This is a genomic window from Clostridium moutaii (assembly GCF_041205085.1).
Taxonomy (GTDB): domain Bacteria; phylum Bacillota; class Clostridia; order Clostridiales; family Clostridiaceae; genus Clostridium_B; species Clostridium_B moutaii.
Map to the genome: position 1 here is coordinate 69,593 of NZ_JBGEWD010000010.1, position 18,017 is coordinate 87,609.

The window sequence follows — 18,017 nt, forward strand, 5'->3', positions numbered from 1 at the left end:
CATATAGGATTTTGGAGGATGACAATGATAGTTGAAAGAATAGAAAAAATAATAATAGATCAACTGGAATTAAAGGAAAAAGATATAGATATAAGAACTTCTTTTGAAGATTTAGGTATAGATTCACTGGAATTATTTCAAATAATAATTGAGGTAGAGGAGGATTTCCAGATAGAAATAGAAGATGTAGAAAATATAAAGACCATAAATGATTTGATACAGGTTGTAAATGACAAAATTAAAGACAGGAGGGCTGACTTATGATTAATTCTGTATTCCTTGACATGATTGGAATAAAGTATCCAATTATTCAAGGGGGTATGGCCTGGATTGCAGATAGTTCTCTGGCAGCAGCAGTTTCTAACGCAGGTGGACTTGGAACAATTACGGGAAATGCACCTCTCCATTGGGTGAGAAGTGAAATTAGAAAGGCAAAGCAGCTTACAGATAAGCCATTTGGTGTAAATATAATGCTTTTATCGGAATCAGCAGAGGAAGTGGCTAAAATGGTGTGTGAAGAGAATGTTAGAGTTGTAACTACAGGTGCGGGAAATCCGGGAAAGTACATAGATATGTGGAAGGAACATAATATAAAAGTCATGCCGGTGGTAGCATCTGTAGCACTGGCTAAAAGGATGGAAAGGGCAGGAGTGGATGCGGTTATTGCAGAAGGTTATGAATCAGGAGGACATGTGGGGGAACTGACTACAATGTCACTGATCCCTCAAGTAGTTGATGCTGTGAACATTCCTGTAATTGCAGCAGGCGGCATCGGAGATGGAAGGGGAATGGCAGCAGCTTTTATGTTAGGTGCTCAGGGAGTTCAGCTTGGAACTAGATTTTTGGTGGCTAAAGAATGTACGGTTCATCAAAATTATAAAAACAAGATATTGAAGGCAAGGGATATAGATACTCAAGTTACAGCTAGGGTTACAGGGCATCCAGTACGGGTTATCAGGAATAAATTGGTAAGAAAATTTCAGCTGTTGGAAAAAAACAGGGCCGATTTAGAGGAGTATGATAGGCTTGGAAAAGGAGCTCTTTCCAAGGCAGCTCGTGAAGGTGATATAGACAATGGATCCGTTATGGCAGGACAAATAGCTGGACTTGTATGTAAGGAACAAAGTTGTAGCGAAATAATAGAAGAGATACTTAAACAAGCGGATTGTGATATTAAAAATGTAAAAGGTATATTTGGAGGTAAATTATGGGAAAAATAGGTTTTTTGTTTTCAGGTCAGGGAGCTCAGTATGCGGGCATGGGAAAAGATCTTTTTGAGAATATAGATGTTTGCAAAAAGGTATTTGAAGATGCAGATAATGTATTGGGTTTTCCTATAAGTGAAATGTGTTTTAAAGGTCCAGAGGAGGATTTGAACAAGACTGAGAATACTCAACCGGCAATTTTAACTACCAGCATAGCTGCCTTAAAAGCTTTAGAGAGTTTTCACATTGAAGCTGATATTACGGCAGGATTAAGTTTGGGGGAATATTCAGCACTTGTCTGCAGTGGTTCTATTGAGTTTAAAGCAGCTGTCGATTTAGTGAGAAAGAGGGGAAAATACATGCAGGAGGCAGTACCTGAAGGTGTGGGAACTATGGCTGCTGTTATGGGATTGGATTATTTAGAAGTGAAAGATGCCTGTAAACATTGTGAAACTTTAGGCATAGTTGAGCCATCAAATGTAAACTGTCCAGGTCAGGTGGTAATTGCAGGAGAGATAAAAGCGGTAAAAGCTGCCTGCCAGCTTTTAAAAGAAAGGGGGGCACGTAGGATAGTGGAACTTTCAGTCAGTGCACCTTTTCACACATCTATGTTAAAACCAGCAGCAGAGAAGCTGGAGTTGGAATTAAATAAGGTTACTATGGGAGATTTTTCAATTCCAGTAGTGACAAATGTTACAGGAGAAATAATTAAAGAAGTCAAGTATATAAAATCTTATCTAAAAACACAGGTTATGAGTACAGTTCTTTTTGAAAAATGCGTAAATACCATGCTTGAAGCAGGAGTTGATACTTTTGTGGAAATAGGGCCTGGAAGGGTATTAAGTGGATTTGTAAAAAAGATAAATAGAAAGGTTACTGTATTAAATGTTCAGGATATTGACTCTTTAAATAATGCAGTACAAATATTAAAAAATAGATAGGAGAAATACAATGGATATTGCCAGTAAGAATGTAGCTGTAATTACAGGGGCGGCTAAAGGGATTGGAAGAGCTATTGCACTTAAATTGGCAGATGACGGGTTTGATATAGTAATTAATTATAGGAATAGCTCAGGTAGTGTAGAAGAATTAGTAGGTGAAATTGAGAGTAAAGGAAGGAAGTCTATTGCCGTACAGGGAGATGTAAGTGTATTTGAAGAGGCAAAAAATATTATAAAGCAGGCTGTAGATTTTTTCGGAAGAATAGATGTACTTGTAAATAACGCAGGAATAACTCGAGATGGTTTGCTGCTCAGAATGAAAGAAGATGATTTTGATAAGGTAATAGAAGTAAATTTAAAGGGAACTTTTAATTGCATAAGGCATGTAAGCCCTATAATGCTGAAACAAAGGAAAGGAAAGATAATAAATATATCTTCGGTGGTAGGTGTAACTGGCAATGCAGGCCAGGTAAATTATTCAGCAGCAAAAGCTGGAATAATAGGAATTACCAAATCCACAGCCAGGGAATTGGCATCAAGAGGAATAAATGCAAATGCTGTGGCACCAGGTTTTATAAAAACAGATATGACAAAAACTTTATCAGAAAAAATAAGGGAAAATGCATTACATAGTATACCGTTGAGAAGGTTTGGAACTGTTTATGATGTGGCAAATGCAGTATCTTTTTTAGCATCATCTAATGCAGATTATATAACCGGTCAAGTAATAAATATAGATGGTGGAATGGTAATGTAAATTTTTAAAGGTCAGGTGAAATTTATGAAAAGAAAAGTTGTAATTACAGGGCTGGGAGCAGTTACACCAGTTGGAAACGATGTTGATACTTTTTGGAATAATATAAAAAGGGGAGTTTGTGGAATAGATTTTATTAAAGCATTTGATACAGAAAATTTTAAATCAAAGTTGGCAGCTGAAGTAAAAGACTTTGATGCTGATAAAATTTTAGGTAGAAGAGAAGCTAGGAGACTTGACAGGTTTTCACAATTTGCCATGGCTTCTGCAGAGGAGGCAGTTAAGGATTCAGGGATTGATTTGGATACCATGGATAAATATAAATTTGGGGTTTTAGTAGGATCCGGTATTGGTGGAATAGGTACCATAGAAAAAGAGCACAGTACTCTTATAGAAAAAGGTCCTAATAAAATCAGGCCGCTATTTATTCCAATGATTATAGGAAATATGGCAGCAGGAAATATAGCCATAAAATTTGGAGCTAAAGGTATATGCACTACAGTGGTATCAGCTTGTGCTACAGGTACTAACGCTATTGGAGAAGCCTATAAAATTATTGAAGATGGAAGAGCTGATGTGATGATTGCAGGAGGAGCGGAAGCTTCTATAACACCTCTTTCTATATCTGGATTTATATCATTAACTGCCCTTAGCAGGAGCAGTGATCCTAAGAGAGCCTCCATTCCGTTTGACAGGGAAAGAGGAGGATTCGTCATGGGAGAAGGTTCAGGTATTGTTATAATGGAATCTTTAGAACATGCCCAAAATAGGAAGGCACATATATACTCCCAAATAGTTGGATACGGTTCTACATGTGATGCCTATCATATAACATCTGTAGCTCCGGATGGAGAAGGACCGGCAAGAGCTATGGAAATGGCAATAGAGGAAGCAGGAATAGATAAAAAGGAAGTTTCTTATATAAATGCTCATGGAACAGGTACTATAAGTAATGATAAATCTGAAACTAAAGCTATAAAAAAAGTATTTGGAGATCTTGCAAAAGATATACCAGTGAGTTCTACAAAATCCATGACGGGACATCTCTTGGGCGCAGCAGGAGCAATAGAGGCTATAATATGTGTTAAATCCATGGAGGATAATTATCTCCCACCTACAATAGGTTATAGTGAAAAGGATGAGGAATGTGATCTTGACTACATACCTAATAAAGGCAGAGATGTAGAAGTTAAATATACTATGTCTAATTCCTTGGGATTTGGGGGGCATAATGCGGTTATTCTATTAAAAAAATGGAGTGAGTAATATGGATTTTAAAGCAATTGAAAATATTATAAAAACTATGGATGATTCAAAACTTGGGTACTTAGAAGTTAATTGGCAGGACATATCTATAATAATGAAGAAAGAAGGAGAGAGAGGAAATATAAAGCAGATAAATTTTGTAAAAGAAGATGAACCTAAAGAAAATGATATGTTAAAGAAATATGTCAGTAAAAAGAAGGATAAAGAGAATGGCACATTAGGTGAATTGAGCTCGGATAAAAAAGAAAAAAATGTTGTAGGAGAAGATAATAATATAAAGAACGTTATATCACCTATTGTAGGCACCTTTTACAGTTCGCCTAACCCGGGGAAACCTGCTTTTGTAAGCATAGGATCTAAAGTAAAAAAGGGAGATACTCTTTGTGTAATAGAGGCCATGAAGCTTATGAATGAAATTCAAACTGAAGCAGATGGTGAGGTAGTGGAAATTTTGGCTAAAGATAAACAGATGGTGGAGTATGGAGAAACACTATTTAAAATAAGGACCAATATCTAAAATTAATGATATTTTTCAACTGATTGCATGAATATAGAGAGTTATGGGAGGAAAAGATGCATATGGATGAAGATAAATTTAATGTGAATTTTGGATTAAAAGAGATAAAAGCAATTATCCCACATAGATATCCATTTTTACTGATAGATAAAGTTACGTATATGGAACCAGGAAAAAGAGTTACAGCTTATAAAAATGTTACTGGGAATGAGTATTTTTTTTCAGGACATTTCCCAGAGGAACCTGTGATGCCAGGAGTACTTATAATAGAAGCTCTGGCTCAAGCTGGAGCTGTAGCTATATTGAGTAAAGAAGAATTTAAAAATAAGATAGCCTTTTTTGGGGGAATAAATAGAGCAAAGTTCAGAAAAAAAGTAGTACCTGGAGATACACTGAAATTGGAGGTTGAGATTATAAAAGTTAAAGGCCCTGCAGGAATAGGAAAGGCAGCAGCATATGTTGAAGATAAAAAAGCTGCAGAAGCGGAATTGATGTTTATGATAGGGGACAAAGACTAAATTGTCAGGAGTTGAGTTTTAAAAAATGTTTAGTAAAATTTTGATTGCAAACAGGGGAGAAATAGCAGTTAGAATAATTAGGGCATGCAGGGAAATGGGCATAGAAACTGTGGCCGTATATTCTGAGGCTGATAGGGAAGCCCTTCATACACAATTAGCAGATGAAGCCATTTGTATAGGGCCTGCTTCTCCTGGAGAAAGCTATTTAAATATGCAGAACATAATAAGTGCTACAGTTTTATCTGGCGCTCAGGCTATTCATCCTGGATTTGGATTCCTATCTGAAAATAGCAAGTTCGCCAGTATATGTAAGGAATGTAATATTGATTTTATAGGGCCTGCTCCAGAGTGTATTGAAGGAATGGGTAATAAGTCCAATGCCAGAGATATAATGAGTAAGCATGACATTCCAATTGTACCGGGTTCAAATGGAGCTGTGACTTCAGAGGAAGAGCTTTTGCAAGTTGCCGAGAGTATAAAGTATCCTGTTATGATAAAAGCTTCAGCAGGTGGCGGAGGAAGAGGCATAAGAGTTGTATACACAGAAGATGAGCTTATAAAAAATTATGAAAATGCTAAGGCAGAGGCTAAAGTTGCCTTTGGTGATGACACCATATATTTGGAGAAATTTATAGAAAGACCAAAGCATATAGAAATTCAGATACTGGCAGATAATTTTGGGAATACAGTTTACCTGGGGGAAAGAGACTGTTCCATGCAAAGAAGAAATCAAAAGGTTCTGGAGGAAGCACCGAGTAAAGTTGTTACAGAAGAACTTAGAAGATCTATGGGAGAAACAGCAGTAAAGGCCGCTAAAGCAGTACATTATAATAATGCAGGAACTGTGGAGTTCCTTTTGGATAAAAGCAATAATTATTATTTTATGGAAATGAATACACGTATTCAGGTGGAACATGGTATAACTGAGATGGTAACCGGAATAGATCTTATAAAGGAACAAATAAAAATTGCAGCTGGAGAGAAACTTGGATTTTCTCAGGAAGATATAAAAATCCAGGGCCATTCTATAGAATGCAGAATAAATGCAGAGAATGTACAAAAAGGATTTATACCTTCGCCAGGGAAAATAAAAGATTTATATGTACCAGGTGGTTTTAATGTAAGGATAGACAGTGCAGTTTATTCAGGATATAATATTTCTCCATATTATGATTCTATGATAGCAAAGCTTATTGTATATGGTAAAAATAGAGAAGAAGCTATATGCAGGATGAAAAGAGCTTTAGGAGAATTTATTATAGAAGGTGTTGATACCAATATAGATTTTCAATTTGAAATCATAAATAGTGATGAATTTATAAATGGAACTTATGATACAAAATTTATAGAAAATAATTTAAAGTGTTAGAATGATGTTTTTCTCCCATGGCTCAGCTAACGCCCTCAGCTTTGTAAAGTGGGGGATAAGCAACCTGAATAAGTTTTTCTAAGGTTCAGGTGGAGAAAAGCATTCTTTAAAAGAGGTGATAAATCTTGTTGAATAAATTGTTTAAAAAGACAAAGTATATTACAGTAAGTCAACAGGCTTTAAGTGACATTCATGATAATTTAAATAAAAAGCCCAGCATACCAAACGGCATGTGGGTAAAATGTGACGGCTGTGGTAGGATATTGTACAAGAATGATCTGAAAAATAATTATAACGTATGTCAGTACTGTAACCATCATTTTAGAATAAATGCAAAAAAAAGAATAGATCTTATAATTGATAGAGAAAGTTTTTGCGAATTTGATGAGAATATGACTTCAGTAAATCCCATAGAATTCAAAGGATATGAAAATAAGATTAAAGATATGCAGAAAAAAACAAATATGACAGAGGCAGTAATAACAGGGCGAGGTACTATATTGAAAGAAGATGCAGTAATATGCGTTATGGATAGTAATTTTATGATGGGAAGCATGGGTTCTGTAGTAGGAGAAAAGATAACTAGAGCAGTAGAAAAGGCTATAGAGTTAAAACTTCCACTGATTATTTTTACAGCTTCTGGAGGAGCAAGAATGCAGGAAGGGATCTTTTCACTTATGCAAATGGCTAAAATAAGCGGAGCCATTTCCAGGTTAAATGAGGAAGGACTTCTTTATATATCTGTACTTACAGATCCTACTACAGGAGGAGTCACAGCTAGTTTTGCCATGCTTGGAGATATAATATTGGCGGAGCCGGGTGCACTTGTGGGATTTGCAGGGAAAAGAGTAATAGAACAAACTATAAGACAAAAACTTCCCTCTGGATTTCAAAGTTCGGAATTTCTATTGCAGCATGGATTTGTAGATAGTATAGTCTCAAGAGAAAATTTAAAAAATACTTTAGGAAAAATATTATCAATTCACAGTAAAAATAGATAATATTTCAAAAATTTTATATAAATTTTCTAGAGGAAAGGAAGCTCTTATATGGAAAAATTAGAAAGAGTTCAGAAAATCTTAAATAAAAGACTTGATAGCAAAGATGTGTGGAAAAAGGTGATTTTGGCAAGGATGATAGAAAGGCCAACTTCCTTAGATTATATAGAAAATATATTTGATTCTTTTATAGAACTCCACGGAGACAGGTATTTCGGAGATGATCCATCTGTAGTATGCGGTATCGGATTGTTAGATGGGGAACCTGTGACAATAGTAGCCCAGCAAAAGGGGAGAAATACTGAAGAAAATATTAAAAGAAATTTTGGCATGCCGGAACCTGATGGATATAGGAAAAGTATAAGGATTATGAAACAGGCTCATAAATTTGATAGACCTATTATATGTTTTGTGGATACTCCTGGGGCTTTTTGTGGCATGGAGGCAGAAGAAAGAGGACAGGGAGAGGCTATAGCCAGAAATTTAATGGAGATATTTAAATTAGAGGTGCCTATAATATCTTTGATAATAGGAGAAGGCGGAAGTGGAGGTGCTCTGGCTTTTGCTGTGGCAGATTCAGTATGGATGCTGGAAAATTCCATATATTCTATTTTATCTCCGGAAGGATTTGCGGGTATACTTTGGAAGGATGCCTCTAAAGCCAGGGAAGCAGCTGCAGTTATGAAGATTACAGCTGAAGATTTAAAAAAGTATGGTATAATAGATAAAGTATTAAAAGAACCTGCAGGCGGAGCACAAAAAGATGTGGGAAAGATGTCCCGGGTTATAAAGGAGCAGCTTATAGAAAAAATAGGCATACTTAGGAAAAGATCTAAAAAGGAATTACTGGAAAACAGGTATAATAAATTTAGGCATATTGGAAAATTTTTAGACTAGATAATTAAATTATCATATTTTAATAGGGGTGAATTTCATGAAGATTAAGGTGCTGTGTACTCGTAATTTTGGTGATGAGAATATGGATAATATAAAAAAACTGGGATATGATATAAAGGTTGTAAGAGAAAGAGAAGCATGTTATACAGAGGAAATGAAGGATACAGAGGTGCTGCTTTGTTATGATCCATTTAAAACTTTAGATATAAGTAATATGAAAAAGTTAAAGTGGATACAATTATTTAGTATAGGCATAGATCAGCTGCCTATAGATGTAGTTAAGAAAAATCACATATCGATTACTAATAATAGGGGTGGATATAGTATACCTATGGGTGAGTGGATAGTATTAAAAATACTGGAAATGTTAAGGCACAGTAGAGGATTTTATGAAAAGCAACAAAATAAATTATGGAAAATGGATACTAATATACTGGAATTATGGGGTAAAACTGTAGGATTTATTGGAACGGGCAGCATAGCTAAGGAAGCTGCAAAAAGGTTGGCAGGATTTGATGTGGAAATTGTAGGATTGAATACAAAGGGTAGAGAAGTACCTTATTTTAATAGATGTTTTTCATCAGCAGATATGAAAGATATGCTGAAACTATGTGATATAGTTGTAATAACTATTCCTTATACTGAAAAAACGCGACACTTGATTGATGAAGCTGCATTTAGGTCTATGAAAAATGGAGTTTATATAATAAATACAGCAAGAGGAGCAATAATGGACGAAAAGGCTTTTATAGAAAATGTAAGAAATAAAAAGATAGCTGCAGCTGCACTGGATGTAGTGGAAGAGGAGCCCTTAGATGAGAATAGCCCTTTGTGGGAGTTTAAAAATGTAATAATAACACCACATAATTCATGGATATCAGAAAGAGCAGATATCAGAAGATTTAATATGATATATGATAATTTAAAAAGATATGCATCAGGCGATAAATTAAATAATTTGGTGGATGTATATAGAGGTTATTAAAATTATATCAAGTGATTCTTAGGTTTGACAAAGTCTTTCTACAAAGAATGCTTCCTATGTGAAACCTTAGAAGAATCAATTCAGGGGCGGAGCAGTGCCTATCGTACCTGAGGGATGTTAAATAATTCAAATTAAAATAAACTGCAGGGAATAGCCTGGTATATTCCTTGCAGTTTATTTTTGTTAACTAAAAAATACTATTGATTTTGATTTGATGTTGAAGGTGTAGGTGGTATAAAAGTTCTTGCTGCAAGTTCTTGATCGTATAGATAAAGTGCAGCTGGATTATCACCTATTCTTTTCAGTGCTTGAATGCCATTGTTAAATGTATTCTCTTCTTCAACCTGTTCATTGACAAACCATTGAATCAGGGCTATGGATGCATAGTCTTTATCTTCATTGGCTGTAGCCATTAAATCGTTAATTCTTGAAGTAACGATTTGTTCATGTTTTAAAGCAGCTTCAAAAACAGCAAGTGGTGATTCGTAATCATTTTTAGGATCAGGGAATCCTTTTATAGTGATATCAGCACCTACTTGATTTAAATAGTCAAAAAATTTTGATGCATGAAAATTTTCTTCCTGTATTTGAACCTTGAAAAAGTTGACAAAACCATTCAAGTTTTCTCTTGCAAAATATGCCTCCATGGCTAAATAAATATTAGCAGAATAATATTCGAAATTTATCTGATCGTTTATAGCTTTTTTTAATCTTTTGCTTAACATTATAAGACCTCCTAAATAAAATATTATTATATAATAGTATATATTACATAATAACACACAATAATGAAATGTCAAATATTTAGAGCGGCTCAAAGATCTTCAATATTATTTAAGGAAGCAACCTATCTATATTAAGCATACCAGCGCCTTGATACCATTTAGGAATATTTAAAAGATCACATGATATTTTGAGAAGTGATGTTAGATCATTAAAAGTGAGCGCAGGATTATTTTCATATATAAGAGCACATATCCCGCTTATATAAGCTGCTGCACAGGAAGTACCGGTATAACAGATATATGGATCTTCCAGAGATTTTGGATATATTTTAACTCCATTTCTTTCAGATATATATTCTGTATTAGAATTTGTAGAGCATATATTTACACAACCAGCGGTTAAATTAGGTTTTTCAATTTTGCCTACAGGTCCACAGGAAGAATAGATATATGGCTTAATAATTTTAGAGCTCGTGTCTATTCCAGCTACGGTTAAACAATTGTTAAGAATGGCTATACCTCTTATACTGCCTTGAACATTGCCACAATGTCCTGAAGGTACTACAACAGTTATATTCATCTCTACTGCCTTTTGGAAGGCCTTTTCGAATAGAGATAATATAAAATAATTGTTTACACATAATTCGAAAGGAAGACAAATTACCTTTATGTTCTCATTTTCACTTTCATTTAGGAGAAGTTGAATTGAAAATAAAATATCTGATACGAATCCTTTTCCGAGGGAATTGAAAGCCTTTATAGAGTAAATATTACTGTTTTCTGCGATACCCTTGTACACTCCACCGGATTCATTCCCATTTCCACATATAATTCCACTTATAAAAGTACCATGTCCATTATCATCGTAAGGATATTTGTATTCTCTTATTAAGTCTATAAATTTCTTGATCTTATTTTTGGGGTTTAGAAGATCAGGATGAGGATAAACACCTGAATCTACTACACCTATGCATATACCCTTTCCAGTAAGCTTATATTTCTCCTGAGAGACTATACCGTTTGAAGTAAGTATACTTTTCCCAGCACATAACAGGGCAAAACAATCATTTGAAATATGACTTACTTGGGGTAATTCTATTATCCTACTTATAGCATTAGGTGTTAAAAGAGCACCTATACAATTTATAATGGGGATAGAACGCAATACCTTTCCTTTATATGATCTTATTTTTTTTTCTATAGTTTCGGGCAGAGAATTATATTGTATTATTATTCTATAACTTTTGTATAAGTTTTTATCCATTGATGATCTTAAATTAGGTTCTAGTTTATTTTTAATGGAAAACATATCATTCCCCTTAAGATTATTTATAATATATTATAATAGTTATTATAATATATGTGCCATGGTTGAAAATAATTAAAGACGAAAGTAGTTATCTGATAATAAAATCAATCTTCCTTGATGTTAAAGGTCTTTTTGCACAAATTGAAAAATGCTTTTGCTGTTGGAGTAAGAGTCCTCTTGGAACTTAAAATTAAATATATTGATCTGTTTAGAGATATATTGTTCAATTTGCTTTCTCTTATGAGTCCCAAAGATATATAATCTCTGAATACTTGGTTTGAAACTACAGATATACCCAATCCTTTTTTTACAAATTGAACAAGTGTATCTAAATTATTTACCTCAAAATATGAATTTATATTGGAAATATTGTATCCATTTTGTTGAAGAATATCCTCAAAAGTTTTTCTAGTGGCAGAACCTTTTTCACGTAATACAAAATTATATTTAAAAAGCGAAGCTATGTCTATAATATCTGGAATATTAAGTGAAGGATGAGATATGATAACTAATTCATCCTTAGCTAATTTATAACTTTTAATTTTTTCATCATTTACTTGTTCTCCCACTAGACCAATTTCATAGTCAAATCTTATTATATTTTTAATTATCTGGGCAGAGTTTAATTCTACAACGTCAAAAGTTACATCAGGATATATGTCATGAAATTTTTTTATTAAAGAAGGAACTATAGCGTTGCAGGGTGTTGTACTGGCAGCTAATTTAAGCTTGCCGCTTATAGTTTCATTAAAGTTTACTAAGGTATGTATGGCTTTATCACGGGTGTTTAAGATTTCTATGGCAAATTTTAAAAAAGATTCACCGGCAGGAGTTAATACTACCTCCTTTGAAGTTCTGTCAAAAAGTTGTACTTTTAGTTCTTTTTCAAGAGTAGCAATATGAGAGCTGATAGCAGGTTGTGATAAAAATATGGAGTTCGCAGCCTTTGAAAAACTTTTAAACTTAGCTACATTTATAAAAGCATCTATTTGTTTAAAATCCATTTTTAAGTATCCCCCCAAAATAAGCTGTTTTATTTAATCATTTAAAGTTCCTGTATTAATTATATAGTTACCTTTAAGATTAGTCTAATATATTTATCAACCTTTCCATTTTAACACTAATATACCTATAATCATAATTATTACTCCTGCTATTTTATTTAGAGTAAAATTGATTTTGGGGGAATCAAACAGACCAAAAAAATCAATTAAAGCTGCTGCTAGCAGCTGAGATACAAGTATTATTGCAATAGAATGGGTTGTGCCCAGAGATTTAATCCCCTGCATTACAGTAAAAGTTATAATTACTCCCAGGACGCCACCAAAGAGATATAATTTTCTGCAGTGGTTTATGTTTTGAAAACTTCCTTTTCCAACTAATAAAACTATTATGAGTGTTATTATAAAACCAATACCTTGAACTATTGCATTGGTAGCCCATAGACCTATTTTTTCGCTAAGTCTGGTATTAAAGACTCCTTGAATACTCATACTTATTCCAGCTATTATTGAATATAATATGCCAAACATAAATTATCACCTTCCAAAGGTTAGTTTAACCATAACAAATTTATATTATTTAAATTTATATATCTAATAAATTCATTTATGAAACATGAAAGTATTAAAAGAAAATATTGTATAATCAACTGATTCTTAGGTTCAGGTGGGGGTTACTCATAAGCAATGGTATCCATCGAATAAAAAAATATTCTCAAGATATAAAATCTTGAGAATATTTGAGGTTAATAACATCCAGATTTTTTTATTAAAAAAGAATTATTATAATAATAAGCATTTTCTATTTCTTTTAAGGAGAAACCCAGCTTGTTTCCTAAACTTATAAAATCTTCAAATAAAGTTATGTAATGATCTTTAGAAGAAGATATTACAAAATCATTTATATCAATGTATAAGTTTAGAAATTGAGATGTTATATCATATTCATTGGGTTTTATTTTTATTGAAATATCGGTAAATCCTTTCTCAATACCTAAAGTTAACATAAAACATAGAGAATTTACATAGCTTTTTAAAATTAAGTCCTTATTTATAGTTTTATTATTACTCCAAAAATTAAAACATCGGGTTTCATTAGCCAGTTGAGCCATTTTTACTTGAAGAGCAAGGGTTTTTTTTGAAATTAAAGAGGTTTTATCAATAGAAATGCCTTTTCCAATTCTCTGATCCAAATTTTCTTGTAATTCAAATAATTTCATAAGATTCATAAATAGGCTTCCTTTCCTTTCTATATTCATGTGATTATTGAAAAAAAATTTTTATAATTACTTTTCCTATATATTATATTTTAACGAAATTTAATAAATATTGAAACAATGTGCAACCGGTTACAGTAAAAATTTTAAATATTTTTTTCAAAAATTTAATACATAAATACACAACTAATAAAACTTCTACAATTTTATGAAAAATTATAGAAGTTTTATTAGTTTAAAGGTGTCAATTTGTAAATTACATTTACTTCTTAGTTATAGCAGTCTTTACTGTTATCCCATTTATTTTCCCCAACTTCCCGGTCATGGCACTTATTTCATCCGAGCTGCCATCCACTATTGTTGATATAATGGAAACATTTCTTTCTCTATAGGGAATACCCAATCTTCCAACTATGATACTTGCAAAAGAATGAAGTATATCATTCACTATTGAGGCATTTTCAAGATCTTCTACCACTATAGCAACCACGCCAATTCTTTTATCCACAGGAGTTCCTCCTTAAATTAAATATTTATCTTCATATTAAAATTCAGCAGAACCAGTTGTCCTAGGGAATGGAATTACGTCTCTTATGTTAGACATTCCAGTCATATACATGAGTATCCTTTCAAATCCTAGGCCAAAACCTGAATGTTTTGTTTCGCCATACTTTCTAAGTTCTAAATACCACCAGTAATCTTTTTTATTAAGACCAAGCTCCTCTATTCTTCTTTCAAGTACATCATATCTTTCTTCTCTCTGACTTCCTCCAACTATTTCACCTACCCCTGGCACTAATAAATCGGCTGCAGCCACTGTCTTGCCATCCTCATTCTCTCTCATGTAGAAAGCTTTTATCTTCTTTGGATAATCAGTGACAAATATAGGTTTATTAAATACTTTCTCAGTTAAGTATCTTTCATGTTCTGTTTGAAGATCAATTCCCCATTCCACGGGATATTGAAATTTCTGCCCGCTTTTTTTGAGAATATCCACAGCTTCAGTATAGGTTATTCTTCCAAAGCTTGAGTTAGCTACGTTATCTAGTCTATCAAATAGGGTTTTGTCTATGAAGGAATTAAAGAATGACATCTCCTCAGGAGCATTTTCCAGTACATAATGTATTATATACTTTACCAAATCTTCGGCTACATCCATATAATCCTTTAGTTCGGCGAAGGCCATTTCGGGTTCTATCATCCAGAATTCAGCGGCATGCCTTGCTGTATTTGAGTCCTCAGCTCTAAATGTAGGACCAAAGGTATATACATTTCTAAAGGCTAGAGCCATGGTCTCAGCAGACAGCTGGCCGCTTACAGTTAAATTTGTTTCTTTACCAAAGAAATCCTTGGAGAAATCTACAGTTCCATCATCTTTCTTTGGTATGTTATTTAAATCCATGGCAGTTACTTTAAACATTTCACCAGCACCTTCACAGTCACTGCCTGTTATTATGGGAGTATTGGCATATACAAAATTTCTTTCCTGAAAAAATTTATGAACTGCATAAGCCGCAACAGAACGGACTCTAAATACTGCAGAGAAAGTATTGCTTCTAGGCCTTAAATGAGCTATAGTTCTTAAATATTCAAGAGTATGTCTTTTCTTTTGCAGCGGATAATCTGAGGCCGAATTACCTTCTAATACTATTTTATTAGCTCTAAGTTCAAAAGGTTGTTTTGCATCTGGAGTAAGAACCAATACACCTTCTACGGAAAGTGATGAGCTAATGGCCAATTTTGATATTTGTTTAAAGTTTTCAAGCGTATCGTCAAAGACTATTTGAATATTTTTAAAAAATGATCCATCATTTAATTCTATAAAACCAAATGATTTAGAATCTCGTATAGTCCTAATCCAACCTGAAATTTGAATATTTTTATCTGTAAATTTTTTAGTTTCTCTATACAGAGATTTTATTAATGTTGTTTCCATAATTTCCTCCTCCGTAAATATGTTATATTTTTAAATTGTTAATAAAAAAGTCTTTCATCCTCAAAGGGACGAAAGACTTTATATTCGCGGTACCACCCAATTTGTCATGAAACATGACCAACCTCAAGATAAAAAAGTGTATTTTATTATCTTTCACATTAAGGTGTTGAATACCTCTAAGCCTACTTTCCCAAAGAATTTCGGTTAGAAACTCCGAGATGTTCTTCAATATAGACTTATATTGGACTTTCACCATGACCAATTCGCTTTGAATAGTTTCTATATTTACTCTTCTCTTCATAGTTTTATAAATTTAAATGATTTTATCTATGCAAAATTATGAATCTTCATTTTAAAATTATAATGTTTATAAGATCTATTGTCAATAATTATAAAATATAAAATTTTAAATGATTCAAAAACATTTGCATTTGGATCAATTCCTTATTTCAAATTCATCTATAAAGGTATAATAATTTGGTTTAGTAACGGAAGTAAGCTTTACATATCGGGCATTTACAGGTTTATCTAAAGTGAGGTATATTGGATACTTTGAACCATGTCTGTCCGAAAAAGGTACGGAAGGTATTCTTAAAAGTCCTACTGGAGTGAAATTTATTCCATCTTTAGATACGGCAATGGAAGCTCTTTCAGGAAGTTCAGCCCAAGGTATAGGGTCTCTAAGGTAGCTTACCATAAATTGCTGTACTGATTCTATTTTGCCTAAATCTATATCTATATCTATAGGATCATTATACCATCCTACAAAAGCCTTGTCTTTTACTGAATTAACAGAGGAGTATTTACCATCCGTAAGTTTGGTAAAGCTTATGTCATTATACTTTTCATCAGGCAAAGGTATAATAGAGTAGCTGCAATTTTTAGAAACCAAATGTGGCAATTTATTGATGGCATCTACTTTAACTGCTGCTGAATTTGATGGCTTTGAAACATTACCGGAAAATCCCAGGGACTTTACTGTGTAAGTATGGAATTTTATATTTTGTTTTAATAGAGGTGTGTCTATAATAGTTTTGGAAAAATCTTTAGGGTTACCACCGTATTTTCTCTGAACCATAATTCTTGAAATCAAAATATTATCTCTATATATTTCATAACCACATATGTTATCCGTATGCTTAGGGGATGACCAGGTTATCTTAAATTTATTTTTTTCTATAATTGCCACAGCTAGGTCTTGAGGATTGTCTAATTTTTTATCAGGCAGCTTTCCTTTTTTTACATAATATGAGTATGCCTCATTAAATCCGCCGTCTATATTATCAGGACTGTAATAATGACTATAGGAAAAGCATATTATATTGTCTACACAAGGACTTTCTAATGTGAGCTGTTTTAAAAACCTATTTAGAAGTGCACTGGAGTTATTTACATAGTCAAAACTTTCGGCATTTGCCCAAAATAACATTCCCGGTTTTTTATCTACGGCTTTTCTCAGGGAAGTATACCAGGAATTAACCTCATCCAGGTTCAATCTTCCGCTGCCTACACAGTCCTGCGGACAAAATATGTCTCCACTTTTAAAATTGGTTTTTGAAAATAGATACTGCCAGTTAGCAGAATACTCTTTTGAAGTACCAGCAGATGAATTCATAAATGGAGATAATAGAACTGGTAGATGTTCCCCCTTTGAATCAAGATAATTTAAGTGAATGTTAATGGCATTGGCAAGATTACCGAATTCACTGGTTTTATTAAATCTGGCGTTGTCAATTTCATAGGGGAAGTACCACCCATAAAAAGCATCTGGATATTTAGAATGATACTTTTTATATAGATCATCAGCTATAATATTAGACCGCTCCATCTGAGAATTTAGCCAAAGATAATTATCTGCTGGTATCTGCCACCAGTCACTATTGAAATTGGGCTCTATAAAAACCTTCAGATTTAAATTTTCCGCATTTTTTAAACACAATTCTACAGGATCTACATTTCCATATATTTTTTTATATCCGGCAATATTATTTTTATAACAGGTTTCGGTTATATTTCCTTGAGTTTGAGAAACGTTTGTTATTACGATATATCTCATTTTGTTATCTTTAAGGTAGCTTAATTCCTTTTTCCAATGAGCGTTGTCCCAATGCTGTGTCATATCCAACTGTATAAAAGATCCAGTTACTATTGGATAATTTTTGCTGGATCTAAGAGGACTGTTAAAATAAATAAATGTAAAAATAAAAATTGCTATAATTAAAGTTATGGATATATGTTTTTTATTCCACATGATAATAGATTTCCCTTTCTTAATTTTAAAAATAATGAAATGTGTTCTATATTCAAATATTAACATAATAACATATAAAATAAAAAAGAGTAAACCTTTAAAAGGTTTACTCTCCTGCAAGTAAGAAA

General features: G+C 33.1%; 19 protein-coding genes and 1 other annotated feature. Of the genes, 11 read left to right on the plus strand and 8 right to left on the minus strand.

The window, feature by feature from the left end; genetic code table 11:
• Positions 1-24 precede the first annotated feature (24 nt).
• From AB8U03_RS11405 to AB8U03_RS11455, 11 genes are all read left to right on the plus strand, one after another.
• Positions 25-264: a phosphopantetheine-binding protein gene (locus AB8U03_RS11405; RefSeq protein ID WP_369704677.1), complete on the plus strand. Its 240-nt coding sequence runs from the start codon at positions 25-27 to the stop codon at positions 262-264.
• On the plus strand, positions 261-1,220 hold the full coding sequence (gene fabK, locus AB8U03_RS11410; protein ID WP_369704678.1) for an enoyl-[acyl-carrier-protein] reductase FabK: 960 nt from the start codon (positions 261-263) through the stop codon (positions 1,218-1,220). Before AB8U03_RS11405 ends, fabK begins: the two co-directional genes overlap by 4 nt.
• Positions 1,208-2,146 carry an ACP S-malonyltransferase gene (fabD, locus tag AB8U03_RS11415; protein WP_369704679.1) on the plus strand — a complete coding sequence of 313 codons (939 nt, stop codon included), beginning with the start codon at positions 1,208-1,210 and terminating at the stop codon, positions 2,144-2,146. Before fabK ends, fabD begins: the two co-directional genes overlap by 13 nt.
• A 10-nt stretch (positions 2,147-2,156) precedes the next feature.
• The gene (fabG, locus tag AB8U03_RS11420) at positions 2,157-2,903 is read left to right on the plus strand and encodes a 3-oxoacyl-[acyl-carrier-protein] reductase (protein WP_369704680.1); all 747 of its coding nucleotides are present in this window, start codon (positions 2,157-2,159) and stop codon (positions 2,901-2,903) included.
• A 24-nt stretch (positions 2,904-2,927) separates the two neighbouring features.
• A complete protein-coding gene (fabF, locus tag AB8U03_RS11425; protein WP_369704681.1) occupies positions 2,928-4,166 on the plus strand; it encodes a beta-ketoacyl-ACP synthase II in 1,239 nt (412 codons plus the stop codon).
• Position 4,167: 1 nt separating this feature from the next.
• The gene (gene accB / locus AB8U03_RS11430; RefSeq protein WP_369704682.1) at positions 4,168-4,683 is read left to right on the plus strand and encodes an acetyl-CoA carboxylase biotin carboxyl carrier protein; all 516 of its coding nucleotides are present in this window, start codon (positions 4,168-4,170) and stop codon (positions 4,681-4,683) included.
• A 62-nt stretch (positions 4,684-4,745) separates the two neighbouring features.
• On the plus strand, positions 4,746-5,201 hold the full coding sequence (gene fabZ, locus AB8U03_RS11435) for a 3-hydroxyacyl-ACP dehydratase FabZ (RefSeq protein ID WP_369704683.1): 456 nt from the start codon (positions 4,746-4,748) through the stop codon (positions 5,199-5,201).
• Between the two features lie 25 nt (positions 5,202-5,226).
• Positions 5,227-6,570: an acetyl-CoA carboxylase biotin carboxylase subunit gene (locus AB8U03_RS11440; RefSeq protein ID WP_369704684.1), complete on the plus strand. Its 1,344-nt coding sequence runs from the start codon at positions 5,227-5,229 to the stop codon at positions 6,568-6,570.
• Between the two features lie 125 nt (positions 6,571-6,695).
• Positions 6,696-7,571, plus strand: coding sequence for an acetyl-CoA carboxylase, carboxyltransferase subunit beta (gene accD / locus AB8U03_RS11445; RefSeq protein ID WP_369704685.1), 876 nt, complete (start codon positions 6,696-6,698; stop codon positions 7,569-7,571).
• 48 nt (positions 7,572-7,619) lie between these two features.
• Positions 7,620-8,465 carry an acetyl-CoA carboxylase carboxyltransferase subunit alpha gene (locus AB8U03_RS11450; protein ID WP_369704686.1) on the plus strand — a complete coding sequence of 282 codons (846 nt, stop codon included), beginning with the start codon at positions 7,620-7,622 and terminating at the stop codon, positions 8,463-8,465.
• Positions 8,466-8,502: 37 nt separating this feature from the next.
• Positions 8,503-9,450, plus strand: coding sequence for a phosphoglycerate dehydrogenase (locus tag AB8U03_RS11455; protein ID WP_369704687.1), 948 nt, complete (start codon positions 8,503-8,505; stop codon positions 9,448-9,450).
• Positions 9,451-9,647: 197 nt separating this feature from the next.
• Here the strand turns inward: AB8U03_RS11455 and AB8U03_RS11460 are convergent, their stop codons facing one another.
• From AB8U03_RS11460 to AB8U03_RS11495, 8 genes are all read right to left on the minus strand, one after another.
• Positions 9,648-10,175, minus strand: a complete 528-nt coding sequence (locus tag AB8U03_RS11460; RefSeq protein ID WP_369704688.1) for a ferritin — start codon at positions 10,173-10,175, stop codon at positions 9,648-9,650.
• Between the two features lie 109 nt (positions 10,176-10,284).
• Entirely contained in the window at positions 10,285-11,484 is a 1,200-nt protein-coding gene (locus tag AB8U03_RS11465) for a S8 family serine peptidase (protein ID WP_369704689.1), read from the minus strand.
• A 104-nt stretch (positions 11,485-11,588) separates the two neighbouring features.
• Positions 11,589-12,488, minus strand: a complete 900-nt coding sequence (locus AB8U03_RS11470; RefSeq protein ID WP_369704690.1) for a selenium metabolism-associated LysR family transcriptional regulator — start codon at positions 12,486-12,488, stop codon at positions 11,589-11,591.
• Positions 12,489-12,584: 96 nt separating this feature from the next.
• Positions 12,585-13,016, minus strand: a complete 432-nt coding sequence (locus AB8U03_RS11475) for a DMT family transporter (RefSeq protein WP_369704691.1) — start codon at positions 13,014-13,016, stop codon at positions 12,585-12,587.
• Between the two features lie 215 nt (positions 13,017-13,231).
• Positions 13,232-13,714 carry a dUTP diphosphatase gene (locus AB8U03_RS11480; RefSeq protein WP_369704692.1) on the minus strand — a complete coding sequence of 161 codons (483 nt, stop codon included), beginning with the start codon at positions 13,712-13,714 and terminating at the stop codon, positions 13,232-13,234.
• A gap of 250 nt (positions 13,715-13,964) precedes the next feature.
• Positions 13,965-14,210: a TM1266 family iron-only hydrogenase system putative regulator gene (locus AB8U03_RS11485; RefSeq protein ID WP_369704693.1), complete on the minus strand. Its 246-nt coding sequence runs from the start codon at positions 14,208-14,210 to the stop codon at positions 13,965-13,967.
• Positions 14,211-14,246: 36 nt separating this feature from the next.
• On the minus strand, positions 14,247-15,638 hold the full coding sequence (asnS, locus tag AB8U03_RS11490; protein ID WP_369704694.1) for an asparagine--tRNA ligase: 1,392 nt from the start codon (positions 15,636-15,638) through the stop codon (positions 14,247-14,249).
• Between the two features lie 61 nt (positions 15,639-15,699).
• Positions 15,700-15,948 (minus strand) — a binding site (T-box leader).
• A gap of 126 nt (positions 15,949-16,074) precedes the next feature.
• Positions 16,075-17,889 carry a DUF4434 domain-containing protein gene (locus AB8U03_RS11495; RefSeq protein ID WP_369704695.1) on the minus strand — a complete coding sequence of 605 codons (1,815 nt, stop codon included), beginning with the start codon at positions 17,887-17,889 and terminating at the stop codon, positions 16,075-16,077.
• Positions 17,890-18,017: the final 128 nt, after the last annotated feature.